Source organism: Saccharopolyspora rectivirgula DSM 43747 (assembly GCF_000497205.1).
GTDB lineage: Bacteria > Actinomycetota > Actinomycetes > Mycobacteriales > Pseudonocardiaceae > Saccharopolyspora > Saccharopolyspora rectivirgula.
On record NZ_AYJW01000035.1, the window covers coordinates 1 to 17,511 of the forward strand.

Annotated in this window: 19 protein-coding genes, 1 pseudogene and 1 riboswitch; of the genes and pseudogenes, 5 read left to right on the forward strand and 15 right to left on the reverse strand. The window is 71.0% G+C overall.

The annotated features are described in order from the left end of the window. Nucleotides 1-1,310, reverse strand: a pseudogene (locus tag SREC43747_RS20260) (glutamate synthase subunit alpha); the annotation flags it as partial. 352 nt (nucleotides 1,311-1,662) lie between these two features. After that, nucleotides 1,663-1,804: riboswitch (adenosylcobalamin (AdoCbl) riboswitch) on the forward strand. A 52-nt stretch (nucleotides 1,805-1,856) separates the two neighbouring features. Between SREC43747_RS20260 and SREC43747_RS0111320 the strand changes: the two are divergent. Genes SREC43747_RS0111320 through SREC43747_RS0111330 form a run of 3 tightly spaced genes read left to right on the forward strand, consistent with a single transcriptional unit; the run spans nucleotide 1,857 to nucleotide 4,617 of the window. Next, complete coding sequence (locus tag SREC43747_RS0111320; RefSeq protein ID WP_029721357.1) at nucleotides 1,857-2,795, forward strand: ABC transporter substrate-binding protein; 939 nt, start codon at nucleotides 1,857-1,859, stop codon at nucleotides 2,793-2,795. A 53-nt stretch (nucleotides 2,796-2,848) separates the two neighbouring features. Next, a complete protein-coding gene (locus SREC43747_RS0111325; protein WP_081722544.1) occupies nucleotides 2,849-3,838 on the forward strand; it encodes a FecCD family ABC transporter permease in 990 nt (329 codons plus the stop codon). Further along, the gene (locus SREC43747_RS0111330) at nucleotides 3,835-4,617 is read left to right on the forward strand and encodes an ABC transporter ATP-binding protein (protein WP_029721359.1); all 783 of its coding nucleotides are present in this window, start codon (nucleotides 3,835-3,837) and stop codon (nucleotides 4,615-4,617) included. The genes SREC43747_RS0111325 and SREC43747_RS0111330 overlap by 4 nt, the downstream gene beginning before the upstream one ends. On the opposite strand, the gene lgt is transcribed toward SREC43747_RS0111330, so the two are convergent. The 6 genes from lgt to SREC43747_RS0111365 all read right to left on the reverse strand — a co-directional run bounded on the left by lgt (nucleotide 4,614) and on the right by SREC43747_RS0111365 (nucleotide 10,999). Then, nucleotides 4,614-5,597 (reverse strand): prolipoprotein diacylglyceryl transferase, encoded by a 984-nt coding sequence (gene lgt / locus SREC43747_RS0111335; RefSeq protein ID WP_081722540.1) that lies wholly within the window; start codon nucleotides 5,595-5,597, stop codon nucleotides 4,614-4,616. The genes SREC43747_RS0111330 and lgt overlap by 4 nt on opposite strands. Nucleotides 5,598-5,659: 62 nt before the next feature. After that, complete coding sequence (gene trpA, locus SREC43747_RS0111340; protein ID WP_029721361.1) at nucleotides 5,660-6,454, reverse strand: tryptophan synthase subunit alpha; 795 nt, start codon at nucleotides 6,452-6,454, stop codon at nucleotides 5,660-5,662. After that, entirely contained in the window at nucleotides 6,451-7,725 is a 1,275-nt protein-coding gene (trpB, locus tag SREC43747_RS0111345; protein ID WP_029721362.1) for a tryptophan synthase subunit beta, read from the reverse strand. The genes trpA and trpB overlap by 4 nt, the downstream gene beginning before the upstream one ends. Before the next feature lie 61 nt (nucleotides 7,726-7,786). Further along, the gene (gene trpC, locus SREC43747_RS0111350; protein WP_029721363.1) at nucleotides 7,787-8,596 is read right to left on the reverse strand and encodes an indole-3-glycerol phosphate synthase TrpC; all 810 of its coding nucleotides are present in this window, start codon (nucleotides 8,594-8,596) and stop codon (nucleotides 7,787-7,789) included. Nucleotides 8,597-8,847: 251 nt separating this feature from the next. After that, nucleotides 8,848-9,390, reverse strand: a complete 543-nt coding sequence (locus tag SREC43747_RS0111360) for a Trp biosynthesis-associated membrane protein (RefSeq protein WP_236623146.1) — start codon at nucleotides 9,388-9,390, stop codon at nucleotides 8,848-8,850. A 16-nt stretch (nucleotides 9,391-9,406) separates the two neighbouring features. After that, on the reverse strand, nucleotides 9,407-10,999 hold the full coding sequence (locus SREC43747_RS0111365; protein WP_029721365.1) for an anthranilate synthase component I: 1,593 nt from the start codon (nucleotides 10,997-10,999) through the stop codon (nucleotides 9,407-9,409). 87 nt (nucleotides 11,000-11,086) lie between these two features. Between SREC43747_RS0111365 and SREC43747_RS0111370 the strand changes: the two genes are divergently transcribed. Further along, the gene (locus tag SREC43747_RS0111370; protein WP_029721366.1) at nucleotides 11,087-11,719 is read left to right on the forward strand and encodes a TetR/AcrR family transcriptional regulator; all 633 of its coding nucleotides are present in this window, start codon (nucleotides 11,087-11,089) and stop codon (nucleotides 11,717-11,719) included. Here the strand turns inward: SREC43747_RS0111370 and hisI are convergent. From hisI to SREC43747_RS0111405, 7 genes are read right to left on the reverse strand one after another with little or no spacing between them, the layout of a single operon-like run. Then, on the reverse strand, nucleotides 11,716-12,093 hold the full coding sequence (gene hisI / locus SREC43747_RS0111375) for a phosphoribosyl-AMP cyclohydrolase (RefSeq protein WP_029721367.1): 378 nt from the start codon (nucleotides 12,091-12,093) through the stop codon (nucleotides 11,716-11,718). The two genes, SREC43747_RS0111370 and hisI, sit on opposite strands and share 4 nt — an antisense overlap. Next, nucleotides 12,090-12,863, reverse strand: coding sequence for an imidazole glycerol phosphate synthase subunit HisF (hisF, locus tag SREC43747_RS0111380; RefSeq protein WP_029721368.1), 774 nt, complete (start codon nucleotides 12,861-12,863; stop codon nucleotides 12,090-12,092). The genes hisI and hisF overlap by 4 nt, the downstream gene beginning before the upstream one ends. A gap of 54 nt (nucleotides 12,864-12,917) precedes the next feature. Next, entirely contained in the window at nucleotides 12,918-13,649 is a 732-nt protein-coding gene (gene priA, locus SREC43747_RS0111385; protein WP_029721369.1) for a bifunctional 1-(5-phosphoribosyl)-5-((5-phosphoribosylamino)methylideneamino)imidazole-4-carboxamide isomerase/phosphoribosylanthranilate isomerase PriA, read from the reverse strand. 54 nt (nucleotides 13,650-13,703) lie between these two features. Then, a complete protein-coding gene (locus SREC43747_RS0111390) occupies nucleotides 13,704-13,907 on the reverse strand; it encodes a hypothetical protein (RefSeq protein ID WP_236623147.1) in 204 nt (67 codons plus the stop codon). Next, nucleotides 13,904-14,536, reverse strand: a complete 633-nt coding sequence (hisH, locus tag SREC43747_RS0111395; protein ID WP_037331816.1) for an imidazole glycerol phosphate synthase subunit HisH — start codon at nucleotides 14,534-14,536, stop codon at nucleotides 13,904-13,906. The genes SREC43747_RS0111390 and hisH overlap by 4 nt, the downstream gene beginning before the upstream one ends. Nucleotides 14,537-14,583: 47 nt before the next feature. Continuing rightward, nucleotides 14,584-15,474: a transketolase family protein gene (locus SREC43747_RS0111400; protein ID WP_029721372.1), complete on the reverse strand. Its 891-nt coding sequence runs from the start codon at nucleotides 15,472-15,474 to the stop codon at nucleotides 14,584-14,586. Then, entirely contained in the window at nucleotides 15,471-16,172 is a 702-nt protein-coding gene (locus tag SREC43747_RS0111405) for a thiamine pyrophosphate-binding protein (protein ID WP_029721373.1), read from the reverse strand. The genes SREC43747_RS0111400 and SREC43747_RS0111405 overlap by 4 nt, the downstream gene beginning before the upstream one ends. Nucleotides 16,173-16,262: 90 nt before the next feature. Between SREC43747_RS0111405 and soxR the strand changes: the two genes are divergently transcribed. Continuing rightward, entirely contained in the window at nucleotides 16,263-16,721 is a 459-nt protein-coding gene (gene soxR / locus SREC43747_RS0111410) for a redox-sensitive transcriptional activator SoxR (RefSeq protein WP_029721374.1), read from the forward strand. Between the two features lies 1 nt (nucleotide 16,722). On the opposite strand, the gene SREC43747_RS0111415 is transcribed toward soxR, so the two are convergent. Beyond that, nucleotides 16,723-17,400, reverse strand: coding sequence for a response regulator (locus SREC43747_RS0111415; protein WP_029721375.1), 678 nt, complete (start codon nucleotides 17,398-17,400; stop codon nucleotides 16,723-16,725). Nucleotides 17,401-17,511: the final 111 nt, after the last annotated feature.

Here is a 17,511-nt window from a genome sequence, read left to right on the forward strand (position 1 = left end):
ACCTCGTCCACCCCGTGGCGGCGCAGCCACTCCGGGAGCTCCCCGTGCTCGTCGTGCACTCCTTCGAAACCCGAGTAGCCGTGGCTGTACTGCCCCTTGGCGACCACCCGCTCGGGCTCGATGTCGAGCACCCCGCTCTCGCTGGCCAGCACCACCCGCTCGTCAGCGGTGCGCCACCAGCGCCCCGGGCGCAGCCCGTTGCGGTCCAGCACCGCACCGGCCAGGGTCCCGTCCGTGAAGGCCACGCAGGCCGGTCCGTCCCACGGCTCCATCAAGCTGGCGTGGAACTGGTAGAAGGCCCTGATCTCGGGAGCCATCTCCGCGTGGTTCTCCCACGCCTCCGGGATCATCATCAGCACCGCGTGCGGCAGGGAGCGCCCGCCGAGGTGCAGCAGTTCCAGCACCTCGTCGAAGGACGCCGAATCGGAGCCGGCGTCGTCGCAGATCGGGAACAGCCGGCTCAGGTCCCCCGGGATCAGGTCGGAGGCGAGCAGCGCTTCGCGGGCGCGCATCCGGTTGCGGTTGCCGCGAATGGTGTTGATCTCGCCGTTGTGCGCCATGTACCGGAACGGTTGCGCCAGCGGCCAAGACGGGAAGGTGTTGGTGGAGAACCTGCTGTGCACGAGCGCGATCGCGCTCTCGGTCCGCTGGTCGGTCAGGTCCGGGAAGAAGGCCGGCAGCTGGGTGGGCGTCAGCATGCCCTTGTAGACGAAGGTGCGGCTGGACAGGGAAGCGAAGTACAGTTCCAGCCCGTTCCGGGCCGCCTCCCGCTCCGCCCGCTTGCGCAGGCAGAACGCGAGCCGGTCGAGGTCCAGACCGGCTTCTCCCCGCCGGCCGGCCACGAACAGCACGGCGAAGTGCGGCATGCAGCTGCGCGCCGTGGGCCCCACCTCGGCAGCTTCCGGCTCGACCGGCACGTCGCGCCAGCCCAGCACGTCGAGCTCTTCCTCGTCGGCCAAGCGTTCGACCAGTTCCACCGCCTGGCTGCGCTGCGGCTCCGCGCTCGGCAGGAAGACCATCCCGGCCGCGTAGCGGTGTTCGCCGGCGACCGGCTCGGGCAGCGGCAGCCGGGTTTCGGACCGGAACAGCCGGTCCGGCAGTTGAACGAGGACCCCCGCACCGTCACCGCTGGTCTCCTCGGCCCCAGCGGCCCCTCGGTGATCCAGGTTGACCAGCGCGGTCAACGCGTCGGCGACGATGCCGTGGGAACGCCGACCGCGGACGTCGACCACCATGGCCACACCGCAGGCGTCGTGTTCTGCAGCCGGGTCGTACAGCCCCTGGGACGCAGGGGCGGCCGAAAAGACCACCGCGCAGACCTCCTCGTCCGTTTCGTGCGAAGAGCCTGGTAATCACCGGCTCCGTTCTGCGGCACGGGACGACGTTGGCCCGCTTGATTTCTCGGCGGTTGAAAAGAGCGCGCTGGACACCGTTCGGACACCCAGCAGTCATCGATTTTCAAAAACCCTAACAGGCCGGCTACCTGCACCACCATGCCAAAGCCCCGTGGCCAGCAACGATCGCCCGGGCAAGGGCCTGTTCCACGCCAAAGTAACCGCCAATTCGCCCGCAGACCCGCCTTCGTGGGCCAGGACACTGCGTCCACCGCCGTGACCCTCGATCAATTCCTGGTATCTTCCCTGTTCAGGGTCCTCGTTGCGAAGACTCCGAGCAACCGCCAGCGACAAGCGAAATCCGGTGCGAATCCGGTACTGTGCCGCAACTGTGATGGCCCGGTCGGGTCGAGTCAGGTCGCCTTGCGCTGGCGCAGATGTCCGCCACCCCCGGTGCAGGGGTGCGGCGTCGGCTTCCCTCCGGCCCACGCCAGCCTGCACCGGCCGAAGCCGAGGGAAGAAATGATCGGTTTCCGTCGAATAGCCACGCTGTGCGCGGCGTTAGTGCTGCTTCTCGGGGTGTCCGCGTGCGCGAACCGCCCGCACTCCGACCCCTCCGGTCCGGTCGCCGACCCGGCGTCGGCGTTCCCGGCGAAGGTGCAGCTGCCCGGCCAGGAACCGGTCACCCTGACCCACCAGCCGAAGCGGATCGTTTCGCTCTCGCCCACCGCCACCGAGGCCCTGTACGCGGTCGGCGCCGGCGACCAGGTCATCGCGGTGGACGCGTACTCCAACCACCCGGAGCACGCCCCGCGCACCGACCTGTCCGCCCTGACCGCGGACGCGGCGGCCGTGGCCGGGCACGACCCGGACCTGGTGATCCTCCCGGACGGTTCGGAGAAGCTGGCCGAGGGGCTGCGCGAGGTGGACGTCCCGGTGCTGCTCACCCCGGCGGCGAAGAACCTGGAAGAGGCCTACCAGCAGATCGAAGTCCTCGGCCAAGCCACCGGGCACCGGACGCAGGCCGTCGACCTGGTCAAGCGGATGCGGGCGGACATCGACAAGATCGTGCGGGACACCCCCAAGCCGCAGCGGCCGATGAGCTACTACCACGAGGTCAGTCCCGACTTCTACACGGCGACTTCGCAGAGCTTCGTCGGCAGCGTGTACGAGCTGTTCGGGCTGACCAACATCGCCGACTCGGCCGGCGGTGAATTCCCGCAGCTCTCCGAAGAGCACATCCTGCGGGCCAACCCGGACCTGATCTTCCTGGCCGACACCAAGGGCCACGGGGTGACCGCCGCCTCCGTGGCCGAGCGTCCGGGCTGGGACACGTTGGACGCGGTGCGCCACGGCCGGGTCGTCGAACTGGACGACGACATCGCCAGCCGGTGGGGACCGCGCGTGGTGGACATGGTGCGCGCGGTCAGCGACGCGATCGCCAAGGCTCAGCAAGGGTGAGCAGCACCACGACCGAGCAGCTGACCACCCGCCCCCAGCCGTCCCGCCTGCGGATGAGCCACCTGGTCACCGCGGTCGTGGCGCTGGTGGCGTGCTCGCTGGCGGCGGTCCTGCTGGGCGCGGCGGAGCTGGGCTGGCAGCGCGTCCTCGGAGAGCTGGTCGCCCAGCTCACCGGGGGCACGTCCCCCCTCACCGAGCGGGAAGCGGCGATCCTGTGGCAGCTGCGGGTGCCCCGGGTGGTGCTGGGCGCGCTGGTGGGAGCGGCCCTGGCCGTGTCCGGTGCTGCCTTCCAGGGCGTCTTCCGCAACCCCCTGGCCGACCCGTACTTGTTGGGCGCCGCGGCCGGTGCCGGCTTGGCCGTGACCGTGGTGATCACCGCGCTGCCCGCGGCCGGCACCAGCTCGTGGGTCCAGCTGGCCGCGTTCGCCGGCGCGGTGGGCGGCGTCACCCTGACCTGGCTGGTCGGCAGGTCCGCCGGCCGCGACACCACGACCCTGGTGCTGGCCGGGGTCGCGGTCGGGTCGTTCCTCACCGCTGGGCAGACCTTCGTGCAACAGCTGCGGGTGGAGTCGCTGCAGAGCGTTTACATGTGGATCCTGGGGCGGCTGAGCACCACCGGCTGGTGGGAAGTGCTGGTGGTGCTGCCCTACCTGGCGGTGGCCGCGGTGGTGCTGTGCTCCTGCGCCCGGTTGCTCGACCTGATGGGAACCGGTGACGAGGAGGCCACCGCGCTGGGGGTCCACCCGGGCCGGGTCCGGGTGCTGGTGCTCGGCGCCGCTTCGCTGGCCACCGCAGCGGCGGTGTCGGTGGCCGGGCTCATCGGCTTCGTCGGCCTGGTGGTGCCGCACCTCGTCCGGCTGGCCGCGGGCGGCAGCTTCCGGATCATCGTGCCGCTCTCCCTGCTGTTCGGCGGGGCCTTCCTGGTGCTGGCGGACCTGCTGGCGCGCAGCCTGCTGGCCCCGGCGGAAATCCCGATCGGCGTGATCACGGCGTTCACCGGTGCCCCGTTCTTCGCCTTCCTGCTGCACCGGAGGCGCGCGTGAGCACCTTGACGATCAGCGACCTCTCCGCCGGCTACCGGCGCACGCCGGTGGTGTCGGGGGTGTCCACCACGGTGGAGTCCGGCAGCTGGCTGGGCATCATCGGGCCCAACGGAGCCGGCAAATCGACCTTGCTGAAAGCCATCGCCGGGCTCATCCCGCACCGCGGGCTCGTGCAGGTGGGCGGGAAACCGCTCGGCAGCATGCGCCGCCGGGAGCGGGCCCGCCTGGTCGGCTACGCGCCGCAAATCCCGCAGATACCGATCGGCTTGACGGTCACCGACTACGTGCTGCTCGGCCGGACCCCGCACCTGGGGCCGCTGGGCCGGGAGAGCGCGAGGGACCTGGAACTGGTCCGCTCCCTGATCACCCGACTGGACCTGCAGCACCTGGCCGACCGCCCGCTGAACACCCTCTCCGGGGGAGAACGGCAGCGCGCAGTGCTGGCCCGGGCGCTGGCCCAGCAGGCCGGGGTGCTGCTGCTGGACGAACCCACCACCGGGTTGGACGTCGGGCACGCGCAAGCCCTGCTCGACCTGATCGACGAGCTGCGCGGCGAACTGGGCACGACGGTGGTGATGACCCTGCACGACCTCACCCTGGCCGCCCAGTACGCCGACCGGCTGCTGCTGCTCGACTCCGGGACCACGATCGCCGAAGGAGCTCCCAGCGAGGTGCTGCAACCGTCCGCGCTGGCCGACCGCTACGCGGCCCGGATCGCGGTGCTCACCGCCCCGGACGGTTCTCCGGTGGTGGCACCGGTGCGGTCGGTGGCGGGCTAGTCCCGCGACGTCCCGTCGCCACCTCGGTCGTCCCGCTGCGCTTGGCGGTCCGGCTCCTCGCCACCGTCCTCCGCCGCGCCGTCCGGCTGCGTCCGCGCTCCTCCGCCGAGCGCCTCCGGAGCTTCCCGGCCGCCGCGCACCAGCAGCAGGTAGAGCACCGCCAGCAGGAACACGATGATCGACGTGAACACGTTGATCCGCACCCCGAACAGGTGGGTCGCCTCGTCGGTGCGCATCAACTCGATCCACAACCGGCCCGCGGTGTAGCCGGCCACGTAGAGGGCGAAGACCCGGCCGCGCCCCATCCGGAACTGCCGGTCGGCCCACACCAGCAGCAGGCACACCCCGACGTTCCACAGCAGCTCGTACAGGAACGTCGGATGCACCACCGCCACCGGGGGCCCGACGGCCACCCCGGCGATCGGGTCCGCCAGCCCGGTTTCCGGGTCGATGCGCCGGTAGATCTCCAACCCCCACGGCAGCTCGGTCGGCCCGCCGTAGAGCTCCTGGTTGAAGTAGTTGCCGAGCCGTCCGATGGCCTGGGCCAGGACGAGCCCGGGCGCCACCGCATCGGCGAAGGCCGGGAGCGGGATGCCGTGCCGCCGGCAGCCGATCCAGGCGCCCAGCGCACCCAGCGCGACCGCTCCCCAAATGCCCAGGCCGCCTTCCCAGATCTTGAAGACGTCCACCGGGTTCTGGCCGGGCCCGAAGTACTTGTGCCAGTCCGTCGCGACGTGGTAGAGGCGGCCGCCGACCAAACCGAACGGAACGGCCCAGACCGCGATGTCGATGACGTCGCTGTCCCGGCCGCCACGGGCCACCCACCGCCGAGTGCCCAGCCAGATCGCGACCACGATCCCCGCGATGATGCACAGCGCGTACGCGCGCAGCGGGAACGGCCCGATGTGCCAGACACCTCGCGGAGGGCTTGGAATGGTGGCCAAGAAAGCACTACCCGAAGCGGCAACCACGGCACTCACGGCACTAACCGTATCGGTAGGGCCACCAACGCCGGGAACCGCCCGGGCCGGAGATCACGTGCTCAGCGCGAACGAACTCCGCTGCCCAGTTCCGCGGCGAGCTCGGCCACGCCGTCCGGCCCCTGCTCCTCGGCCCGCGCGACGAACGCCGAACCGGAGATCACCCCGTCGGAGAAGGACGCGACTTCGGCCGCCTGCTGCTGCGAACGCACGCCCAGGCCGACGCAGATCGGCAGGTCGGTGTGGGCCCGGGTGCGCTGCACCAGTTTCGCCGCGGCCTCCCCGACCTGGTCCCGCGCTCCGGTGACCCCCATGACCGAGGTGGCGTAGACGAAGCCGGAGCTGGCCCTGGTGGTCAGCGCCAGCCGCTCCTCGGTGGAGGAAGGGGCGACCAGGAAGATGCGGTCCAGGCCGTGCTTGTCGGTGGCCTCGATCCACTCGTCGGCCTCGTCGGGGATGAGGTCCGGGGTGATCACCCCGAGTCCGCCGGCGGCCTTCAGGTCGCGGGCGAAGGCTTCCAGACCGTACCGGTGCACCGGGTTCCAGTAGGTCATCACAACGGCGGCCCGGCCGCTGTCGGCGATCGAGGAGACCACGTCGAAGGTGTCCCGCAGGCGGAAGCCCGCGCGCAGCGCGGTCTCACTGGCCCGCTGAATGGTGGGACCGTCCATCACCGGATCGGAGAACGGGACGCCGACCTCCACGATGTCGCACCCCGGCTTGTCCCCGGTGCCGGACAGCATCGCGTCGAAGAGCTTCTTGGAGCCCTCGACCGTCGGGAATCCCGCGGGTAGATAGCCGATCAGAGCTGCCCGCTTCTCGTCCTGGCAACTCTGGAAGACCTCGCGCAGGTTCACCGGGATTCCTCCTGCTCGTCACCGTCCACCAGGCCGAAGTACTTGGCGGCGGTGTCCATGTCCTTGTCGCCCCGCCCGGACAGGCTGACCAGGATGATCGCCTCCGGGCCGAGCTCCTTGCCCAGCTGGATGGCCCCGGCCAGGGCGTGCGCGGACTCGATGGCCGGGATGATGCCCTCGGTCCGCGACAGCAGCCGGAAGGCCTGCATCGCCTCGTCGTCGGTGACCGCGCGGTACTCGGCGCGGCCGATGTCCTTCAAGTAGGAGTGCTCCGGCCCCACGCCCGGGTAGTCCAGCCCGGCGGAGATCGAGTAGGCCTCGGTGATCTGGCCGTCCTCGTCCTGCAGCAGGTAGGAGCGGGCGCCGTGCAGCGTTCCGGGGGTGCCCGCGGTCAGGGTCGCCCCGTGCTCACCGCTGTCGATGCCGTGGCCGCCGGGTTCGAAACCGAACAGCCGGACCTCCGGGTCGTCGATGAACCCGTGGAAGATGCCGATGGCGTTGGAGCCACCGCCCACGCAGGCGGCGACCGCGTCGGGCAGCCGACCGGTCAGCTCCAGCACCTGCCGCCGGGCCTCGTCGCCGATCACGCGGTGGAAGTTGCGCACCATCACCGGGAACGGGTGCGCCCCGGCCGCGGTGCCCAGCAGGTAGTGCGTGGTCTCGACGTTGGTCACCCAGTCCCGCAGGGCTTCGTTGATGGCGTCCTTGAGGGTGGCCGAGCCGTTGTCAACCGGGATCACCTCGGCGCCCAGCAACCGCATCCGGGCCACGTTGAGGGCTTGCCGCTCGGTGTCGACCTTGCCCATGTAGATCACGCACTCCAGGTCCAGGAGCGCGCACGCCGTCGCGGTGGCCACCCCGTGCTGGCCGGCCCCGGTTTCGGCGATGACCCGGCGCTTGCCCATCCGCTTGACCAGCAGGGCCTGCCCGAGCACGTTGTTGATCTTGTGCGAGCCGGTGTGGTTGAGGTCCTCCCGCTTGAGCAGGATGCGAGCCCCACCGGCGTGCTCGGAGAACCGCTTGGCCTCGGTGAGCAGCGAAGGACGGCCGGCGTAGTTGCGCAGCAGGTCGTCGAGCTCGGCCAGGAACTCGGGGTCCTGCTGGGCCTTCTCGTACTCAGCGGCCAGCTCGTCCTGCGCGGCGATCAGCGCTTCCGGCATGAACCGCCCGCCGTAGTCCCCGAAATGACCGCGTGGATCGGGATCGTGCCCCTCGGGCACGGGCTTGCCCTTGCGGTGAGCGCGCGCGGTCTCGGCGCCGCTGGCGGTCATTGCCTTACCTCCTGTGCCGTGCTGCCACCCGCGTCCGCGGGTGAAGCACCGATTATCCGCGTTACCGGCTGGAGCGGGGGCACGCCGGGTGTGATCCTGCGGTCACCAGCTGCGTGAGCGCCATCTTCGGGTTCTCACTGGTGACCAGGCCCTCGCCGACGAGAACGGCGTCCGCCCCCGAACCCGCGTAGGCCATCAGGTCGCTGGGTCCGCGAACCCCGGACTCGGCCACCTTCAGCACGTCCTGCGGGAGGCCCGGAGCGATCTTGCCGAACACCTCCCGGTCCACCTCGAGGGTGTGCAGGTTCCGGGCGTTGATGCCGATGACCTTCGCCCCGGCCTCCAGCGCCCGGTCGGCCTCTTCGGCGGTGTGCACCTCGACGAGCGCCGTCATGCCCAGGGATTCGACCCGGTCCAGCAGGCCCTCGAGCGCGTTCTGCTCCAGCGCCGCCACGATCAGCAGCACCATGTCCGCGCCGTGCGCACGGGCCTCGTGCACCTGGTAGGGGCTGATGATGAAGTCCTTGCGCAGCAGCGGGACGTTGACCTTGGCGCGCACCGCGTCGAAGTCGGCCAGGGAACCGCCGAACCTGCGCCGCTCGGTGAGCACGCTGATCACCCGAGCACCGGCCGCCGCGTAGTCGGCCGCCAGTTCGGCCGGCTCCGGGATGTCCGCGAGCACGCCCTTGGACGGGCTGCACCGCTTGACCTCGGCGATCACCCCGACACCCGGGGCGTCCAGCGCCGCCAGCGCGTCCCGCGGCGGTGGTGCGGCCGCCGAGCGCTGCTTGATCTCCTCGAACGGAACAGCGGCTTCACGCTCGGCGAGATCCTCGCGAACGCCTTCGATGATTGATTCCAAAACGGTCACGCGAACACCTCGCCAGCCGTGCCCCGAACAGTCACCCGCAAGTCGGCGGCTGCGCACCTGAATTCGTTGCGCTCGATCACGACACTCCCCTTCCCGCCGTGCCGTCGCATGGCCGATGCTAAACCCTGTCCGGCAGCCCCCCTCAGCAAGGGGTCGCCGCAACATCCCAGCGCAGCAAGGCTGTTTGCGTGCAGCCAACCGGATACTCGCCAGTAGAACGTGGGTTTCACCCGGTCAGCCAGCTACCTGGGTTACCGGTCCTCCTCCGTGGGGTCCCGACCCTCGTTCAAGTCGTCCCACATCCGCCTGCCCACATCCTGGGAACGCGGTTTGGTTGCTCCCGGCGCGGAATATTTCGCCCCCATCGCGGGCATCCGGCCGCCCCGCACCACCACCAGCACCCCAGCGGCGAGCAGGCACAGCGCGGACGCCCCCAGCAGAAGGGGGCCGGTGGCACCGAGGGCCGGCGCGCCCACCGGCTCGCTGCCAGTTGGCACTTCCGGGGGAACGAAGGCGGACCAGGAGTTCCCCTGGGCGAGCCGCCACCCCAGCACCGCGCCGATGGCGACCACCACCAGCCCGATGCACCGCCGGAACCAGCCGCGGGTGGCCAGCACCGCCGCCCCCGCGGCCAACGAGGCCAGCGCCAGCGGAACCAGCTCCGGCCACAGCATCTCCCCGGTGACGGCGACGTCGCTCGCCCCGCCCAGCGGGGACCGGTAGCGCTGCTGGAACCAGGTCACCGAACTGGCCGCCCACAGCAGCCCAGCAGCGGCCAGCACCAGCAGCAACACCGCCCACAGCGGACGCTTACCGGTTGTGGGCTTGGATTCCGCCCCGTTGGTCAACGCTTTCCTCCGTGTGCTGGGCGCTCTCCGGGCGCCGCAACGTTTCCGCCGTCGCCACCGCGTTCAGCACGGCGCGAGCCTTGTTCAGGCACTCCTGGTCCTCGGCCCGCGGGTCGGAATCGGCGACGATGCCACCACCGGCCTGCACGTAAGCGGTCCCGTTGCGCAGCAAGGCGGTGCGAATGGCGATCGCGGTGTCCGCGTCCCCGGCGAAGTCCAGGTACCCGACCACCCCGCCGTACTGGGCGCGCCGGGTGACTTCCAGTTCCTCGATCAGCTCCAACGCCCGCGGTTTCGGCGCCCCGGACAGCGTGCCGGCCGGGAAGCAGGCGGTGACCGCGTCGAGAGCCGTCCTCCCCTCCGCCAACTGTCCGGTCACAGTGGACACGATGTGCATCACGTGGCTGTAGCGCTCGATGCGGAAGAAGTCCAGCACCCGCACCGAACCCGGCCGGCAGACCCGCCCCAGGTCGTTGCGGCCGAGATCGACCAGCATCAGGTGCTCGGCCCGCTCCTTCTCGTCGTTGAGCAGTTCCTTCTCCAGCCGCGCGTCCTCGTCGGCATCGGCACCGCGCCACCGGGTGCCGGCGATCGGGTGCGTGGTCGCCTGCCCGTCGCGCACCGTCACCAGCGACTCCGGGCTGGACCCCACGATGGCGAACGAGCTGTCGTCCTCCGGCGCCTGCAACCGCAGCAGGTACATGTAGGGGCTCGGGTTGGTGGTGCGCAGCACGCGGTAGATGTCCAGCGCGTCAGCGCTGGTGGGCATCTCGAACCGCTGCGAGACCACCACCTGGAACGCTTCGCCGGCCCGGATCGCCTCCTTCGCCTTCTCCACCGCGGCGAAGTGCTCCTCCTGGGTGCGCTGCCGGTGGAACTGCGGCTGCGGCCGGGAGAACACCGCGACCGTGGGTTCGGCCGGGGTGAACAGCTGCTCGGTCATCTCGTCCAGCCGGCGCACCGCGTCGTCGTAGGCGGCGTCCACCCGCTCCGGGCTGTCGTCCCAGTTGACCGCGTTGGCGATCAACGTGATCGTGCCCTCGTGGTGGTCCAGCGCCGCCATGTCCGTGGCCAGCAGCATCATCATCTCGGGGATCTGCAGGTCGTCCTCGGTGAGCTCGGGCAGCCGCTCCAGCCGCCGGACGATGTCGTAACCGAGGTAGCCCACCATGCCGCCGGTCAACGGCGGCAGCCCGGGAAGCGGATCGGTGTGCAGCAGCCGGACCGTCTCCCGGAGGGCGTGCAGCGGGTCCCCCTCCTGCGGCAGCCCCACCGGCGGCGTGCCCATCCAGTGCGCCGCACCATCGCGCACGGTCAGCGCGGCAGCGCTGCGAACCCCGACGAACGACCACCGGGACCAGGAGCGCCCGTTCTCCGCGGATTCGAACAGGAAGGTCCCCGGGCGGTCCCCCGCGAGCTTGCGGTACACCCCCAGCGGGGTCTCGTCGTCCGCCAGCAGGCGCCGCACCACCGGAATCACCCGGCGGCCCTTGGCGAGCTCGCGGAACTCCTCTCGTCCTGGGCTGATACTGCCGATCTCACCGTCGCCGACCATAGAGTCATTGTGCCGCCCGGGGGAGCCGACCTCTCCGCCACCTCCTGTCCTTTGCCGTTCCCCGCGGGCACCGGGGAGGATGAACGGGTGCGCAGCGAGGGAGTTGAGCAGCGGCGAGGAGGGAAGCGCCGGGGGCGCCGGAGCAGCGGCGAAGACACCAGGAACGCCTTGCTCACCGCCGCCCGGGAGGTGTTCATCGAGCAGGGGTTCGAAGGCGCCACGGTGCGCGGCATCGCCGCGCGCGCCGGGGTGGACCCGGCCATGGTCCACCACTGGTTCGGCAACAAGGAAGGCCTGTTCACCGCGGCGGTGTCGCTGCCGGTGAACCCGGCGCAGCTGGTCCCCCAGCTGCTGGCCGGCGATCCGGAGCAGCTGGGCGAGCGCATCGTCCGCCGGTTCCTCACCGTGTGGGACGAGCACGGCGGCGGGGAGTTCACCGCACTGGTCCGCAGCATCGCCACCCACCACGACGCCGTGCGCATGCTGCGGGACTTCATCAAGACCGTGCTGTTCGGCCGGCTCATCGGCGAGCTGCGGATGGACCGCGGGGAGCTGCGGGCCGCACTGTGCGGATCGCAGATCGTCGGTCTGGGCATGGCCCGGTACGTGATCGAGCTGGAGCCGCTGGCGTCCGCCGACCACGACACCGTGGTCGCCGCCGTGGCGCCCGCGCTGCAGCGCTACTTGACCGGGGACATCTCCGCCCCGCCCGGGGCCTAGCCGGCGCTGCCCGCCGGTTCGGGGCTCTCCGGGCCGAGCAGCACGTCCGCGGTGAAGCAGGTGCGGTCCCCGGTGTGGCAAGCACCGCCGCCCTGCTGGTCGACGATCAGCAGCACGGTGTCCCCGTCGCAGTCCAACCGGACCTCGTGCACGTGCTGGGTGTTCCCGGAGGTCTCGCCCTTGACCCAGTACTGCTGGCGGCTGCGGGAGTAGTAGGTGGCGCGACGGGTGGTCAGCGTGCGGTGCAGCGCCTCGTCGTCCATCCACGCCATCATCAGGACTTCACCGGTGCCGCGCTGCTGGGCGATCGCCGCGAAGAGGCCGTCGGCGTTCCGCTTGAGCCGCGCCGCGATCGCCGGGTCCAAGCCGCTCATCGCACCGTGATCCCTTCCGCCCGCATGGCGTCCTTGACCTGGCCGATGGTCATCTCGCCGAAGTGGAAGACGCTGGCGGCCAGCACCGCGTCCGCACCGGCCCGCACCGCCGGGGCGAAGTGCTCCACGGCCCCGGCACCGCCGCTGGCGATCAGCGGGACGTCGACGACCTTGCGCACCGCCTGGATCATCTCCAGGTCGAAGCCGGCCTTGGTGCCGTCGGCGTCCATGGAGTTCAGCAGGACTTCGCCCACCCCCAGCTCCTGGGCGCGAGCGGCCCACTCGACGGCGTCGATGCCGGTTCCGCGCCGGCCGCCGTGGGTGGTGACCTCGAAACCGGAGGGAGTCGGCTGGCCCCCTTCCGGCACCCGGCGGGCGTCCACCGAGAGCACCACGCACTGGGCGCCGAACCGCTGCGAAGCCTCCCGCAGCAGTTCCGGGCGGGCGATGGCCGCGGTGTTGATGCTCACCTTGTCCGCACCGGCCCGCAGCAGCCGGTCCACGTCATCGGTGCTGCGCACCCCGCCACCCACGGTGAGCGGGATGAAGACCTGCTCGGCGGTGCGGCGCACCACGTCGTAGGTGGTCTCCCGATCGGCCGAGGAAGCGGTGACGTCCAGGAAGGTGAGCTCGTCCGCACCTTCGGAGTCGTAGACGCGGGCGAGCTCCACCGGATCACCCGCGTCGCGCAAGTTCGTGAAGTTGACACCTTTGACCACCCGGCCCTGATCGACGTCAAGGCAGGGGATCACACGCACCGCAACGGCCATGCTCCCAGGGTAGAGCTGGGCACCGGCCCCGCGGGCGCGGGGCCCATCGCGCCTTCAGCGCACCGCGGCCAGCGCCTCTTCCAGCGTGAAGTTGCCGGCGTAGAGGGCCTTTCCGACGATGGCGCCCTCCAACCCGATCGGGGCGAGTTCCGACAGCGCCACCAAGTCGTCCACACTGGACACACCGCCGGAGGCGATCACCGGGGCATCGGTGCGCCAGCAGACTTCCCGCAGCAGCTTCAGATTCGGCCCCTTGAGGGTGCCGTCCTTGCTGACGTCGGTGACCACGTAGCGGGAGCAGCCCGCCTCGTTGAGCCGGTCGAGGACGTCCCAGAGGTCACCGCCGTCCTTGGTCCACCCCCGGGCCGCCAACCGGTGCCCCTGCTCGGTGATCCGCACGTCCAGCCCCACGGCCACCCGGTCACCGTGCTCCGCGACCACGCGGTCCGTCCAATCCGGATCTTCCAGCGCCGCGGTGCCGAGGTTCACCCGCCGGCAGCCCGTGGCCAGTGCCGCCTGCAGCGATTCGTCGTCGCGGATACCACCCGACAGCTCGACGTTGACATCGAGCTTGCCGACCACCTCGGCCAGCAACTCCCGATTGGAACCGCGGCCGAACGCCGCGTCCAGGTCGACCAGGTGGATCCACTCCGCTCCGGCGCGCTGCCAGTTCAGCGCGGCCTCCAGCGGATCCCCGTAGGAAGTCTCCGTACCAGCGGCACCCTGGACCAGCCGTACCGCTTGTCCTTCAGCAACGTCAACAGCAGGCAGCAGCGTGAAACTCACGCGCTCAACCCTACTGGGCCCGGCCGCGGTCGGCGCGGACCGGGTTCCCGACCGTCAGCGCTGCTCGCGGTCGGCGCGGACCACGGCGATCACCGGCACCGCGAGCACCACCAGCGACAGCAGCACCCCGGTCCACAGCGGCACCCCGGCCTGCACCAGGTAGGGGAGGGTGAACCCGGCAACCAGCCCCACCGCGAGGACGACGGCGACGCACCGGGTGACCAGGCCCGGACGCAGCAGTCCGTAGCGGCGGCTCACAGGCTGTTCAACCAGTTCCGCAGCAACTGGGCCCCGGCCTCGCCGGACTTCTCCGGGTGGAACTGGGTCGCCGACAGCGCCCCGTTCTCCACCGCGGCGATGAACGGTTCACCGTGCTCGGCCCAGGTCACCTTGGCCGGCTCCAGGGACTCCGACGGCTCCATCTCCCACTTGCGCGCGGCGAACGAGTGCACGAAGTAGAACCTGGTGCCCGGCTCGATCCCGGCGAACAGCACGCTGCCCTCGGCGGGCTGGACCTCGTTCCACCCCATGTGCGGGAGCACGTCGGCCTGCAGGCGCTCCACGGCGCCCGGCCACTGACCGCACCCGTCGGCCTGCACGCCGTGCTCCACGCCGCGCTCGAACATCACCTGCATGCCGACGCAGATCCCCAGCACCGGGCGGTCGCCGGCGAGCCGCCGGTCGATGATCTTGTCGCCCTCGGCCCGGCGCAGCCCCTCCATGCAGGCGGCGAAGGCCCCCACGCCTGGCACGACCAGTCCCTCGGCCTCCAGCGCGGCATGCTTGTCGGAGGTCACTTCGACGTCAGCGCCCACGCGCTGGAGAGCGCGTTCCGCGGAACGGAGATTGCCGGATCCGTAGTCCAGGATGACGATTCGTCGTGCCACGGCACCAGGCTACCCGCCGGAGCCCGCGCCGCCGCATGTCGGGGAGTTCAACCGAGGAACGCCCGGATCCGCGCGGCGAGGGCAGCCGGATCCAGTCCGTGCGCGGCGGCGTGCTCCTCCGGCGTGCCGTACGCCCGCAGCTCGACGTCCCGGCGCACCCCCAGCGGCAGCACCCGGTGCGGAGTCGTCGCGAGCGCCTCGGCCACCAGGTGCGCCGAGGTGCCGGACAGGTAGGGCTCCACCAGCACGACGTCCGGCGCGGCCTGCTCCACCGCCCGGTTCAGCCCCGCGGAGTCGAACGGCCGGACCGTGGCGGTGTACAGCACCGTCACCGGCAGCCCGCTGGTGGCTTGCAGCACCGGTCCGAGCATCGGGCCCACCGCCAGCACCACGCCGCGCTCGCCGCGCCGGAGCACCGACCAGCCGGGGCCCACCGCTTCCGGGCGCGGATTGGTCTGCTCGGAGAGCCGCAGGTAGACGCGCCCCTCCCCGGCCAGCGCCGTGCGCAGCAGCGCTTCGACCTCCGCGGGGTGCCCGGGCACGTGCACGGTCCAACCGGGCAGGGCGTCCAGCAGCGCCACGTCGCCCGGGCTCATGTGGGTCCGCCCGGCCTGGGAGTAGTCGTAGGAAGCGCCGTTGCTCACCAGCACGGCTGCCGCGTCCTGGTGGTCGAGGCTGATCTTGATCTGCTCGAACGGTCGTTCCACCAGGAACGGGGCGATGGTGTGCACCACCGGCCGCATCCCGGACAGCGCCAGCCCGCCGGCGATGCCGATCATGGCTTGCTCGCGGATGCCCACGTTGATCACCCGGTCCGGGTGGCGGCGGGCGGCTGCGGTGAACCGGTCGGCCGACACGTCCGCCAGCACCAGGGCGATCCGCGGATCGGAGTCGAGCGCTGCGGTAGTGGTGTTGACGAAGGTCTCGCGCACGGTCACGCCACCTCCTTGGGCTCGACCTCGGCGATCACGGCCAGCGGCCGGGAGCTGCGCCGGTCGGCGAGCGCCTGGCGCAGGGCGGTGTGGTCGCGCCCGTCCGCGGTGCGGGTTTCCCAGCCCTCGACGGAGAACCGCCGGGCGATGCCGCCCGGCCAGCCGTGCGTGGCGGACCGGTTGTCGACCACCACCGCGGTGAGCCGGGAAAGCCCCATCCGACCGGCCACCGCGATGGCCTCGTGGTTGCTGCCCTCGTCGAGTTCGGCGTCCCCGGTGAGCACCACCACCCGGGGTTTCGTCCGCCCTTGGGCGCGCAGTCCCAGGGCCGTGCCGACGCCCAGGGCGAGCCCCTGCCCCAGCGAACCGCTGCTGATCTCCACCCCCGGGACCAGCACCCGGTCGGGGTGGAACCCGAGGCGGGAGCCGTGGCTTCCCCAGGAGTCCAGTTCTTCGACGGCGATGAACCCCTTGGCCGCCAGCACCGCGTAGTAGGCCATCGGACCGTGTCCTTTGGACAGCAGGAAGCGGTCGCGATCAGGATCGTCCGGACGCTCCGGGTCCACCGACAGGACCTGGTCGTAGAGCACCCACAGCACGTCCAGGGTGGAAGTGGCGGCGAAGGTGTGCTTGTCGTCCCCGGTCATCCGGCGCAGCAGGGCGGGGAGCTCGGCGTACCCGAGCGCGGAAGAAGTCGTTGTCATGACCCGATCCTTGAAGTTCGAGTGAACTCCAAGTCAAGTCCTGATCGCAGCACGAACCTGGAGTTAGCTCGAAGTAGCTAGTCTGGTTCCGTGGCTGAACTACCCAAGAAGCTCACCATCGGTGAGGTGTCCCAGCGCAGCGGCATCGCCCAGACCGCCCTGCGCTTCTACGAGCAGCGCGGCCTGATCTCGTCCACCCGCACCTCGGGCAACCAGCGCCGGTACGACCGCGCGGTGCTGCGCCGGTTGGCGTTCATCCGGGCCGCGCAGCGGGTCGGGCTCAGTTTGGAGGAGATCTCGCGAGCCCTTTCCACGCTGCCGGCCGACCACGCGCCGACGAAGGCCGACTGGACGCGGCTGTCCCGCAAGTGGCGGGACGAGCTCGACGCGCGGATCGACGGCCTGCAGCGCTTGCGGGACCGGCTGACCGGGTGCATCGGCTGCGGTTGCCTGTCGCTGCGGTCCTGCGCGCTGCACAACCGGGACGACCGGATGGCGGAGCTGGGCCCGGGGGCTCCGCTGCTGCGCCCGGCCGCCGACGAGCGGTGAGTCAGCGCTCGAGCCACCGGTAGGTCATCTCGGGGCGACCGACCCCGCCGTACTGCGGGCTGCGCTCGACCATGCCGTTGTCGACCAGGTATTCCAGGTAGCGCCGGGCGGTGACCCGGGACACCCCGGCGGTTTCCCCGACTTCCCCGGCGGGAGCGCCTTCCGGGTAGCGGCGCAGCGCCGAGACCACCTTCGCGAGGGTCTCCTCCCCCATCCCCTTGGGCAGGGAACTGCGGTCCACTCCGCGGAGCATGGCGAACGCGCGGTCGATCTCGGCTTGGCCGCTGACTTCCCGATCGCCGCCGATGGTCTGGCGGAACCGGGCGTAGTGCTCGAGCTTCTCCCGCATCGCGGCGAAGGTGAACGGTTTGAGCAGGTACTGCACGACCCCGCTGGAAACGGCAGCGCGCACGACCTTGAGATCCCGAGCCGAGGTGACGGCGATCACGTCCGCGTGGTTGCCGCTGGTGCGCAGCGCGCGGGCGACCTGCAGACCGTCCATGTCCGGCAGCCGGATGTCCAGCAGCACCAGGTCGACGGTGGCGTGTTCGACGAACTGCAGGGCCTGCTGCCCGGTGCGCACTCGGCCGACGACCTGGAACCCCTCGACCCGGTTGACGTAGGTCTCGTGCGCCTCCCCGGCCACCGGGTCGTCCTCGACGACCAGTACCGAGATCACCGGTGGCAGCCCGGTCCGCCGTGCAGCCGGTTCCGCTGGTGAGTCACGATCTCCCTCCCCGCTCGTCCGCCACATCGACCACCGGCAATTCTCCGCCCCTGGTCGCGGTGC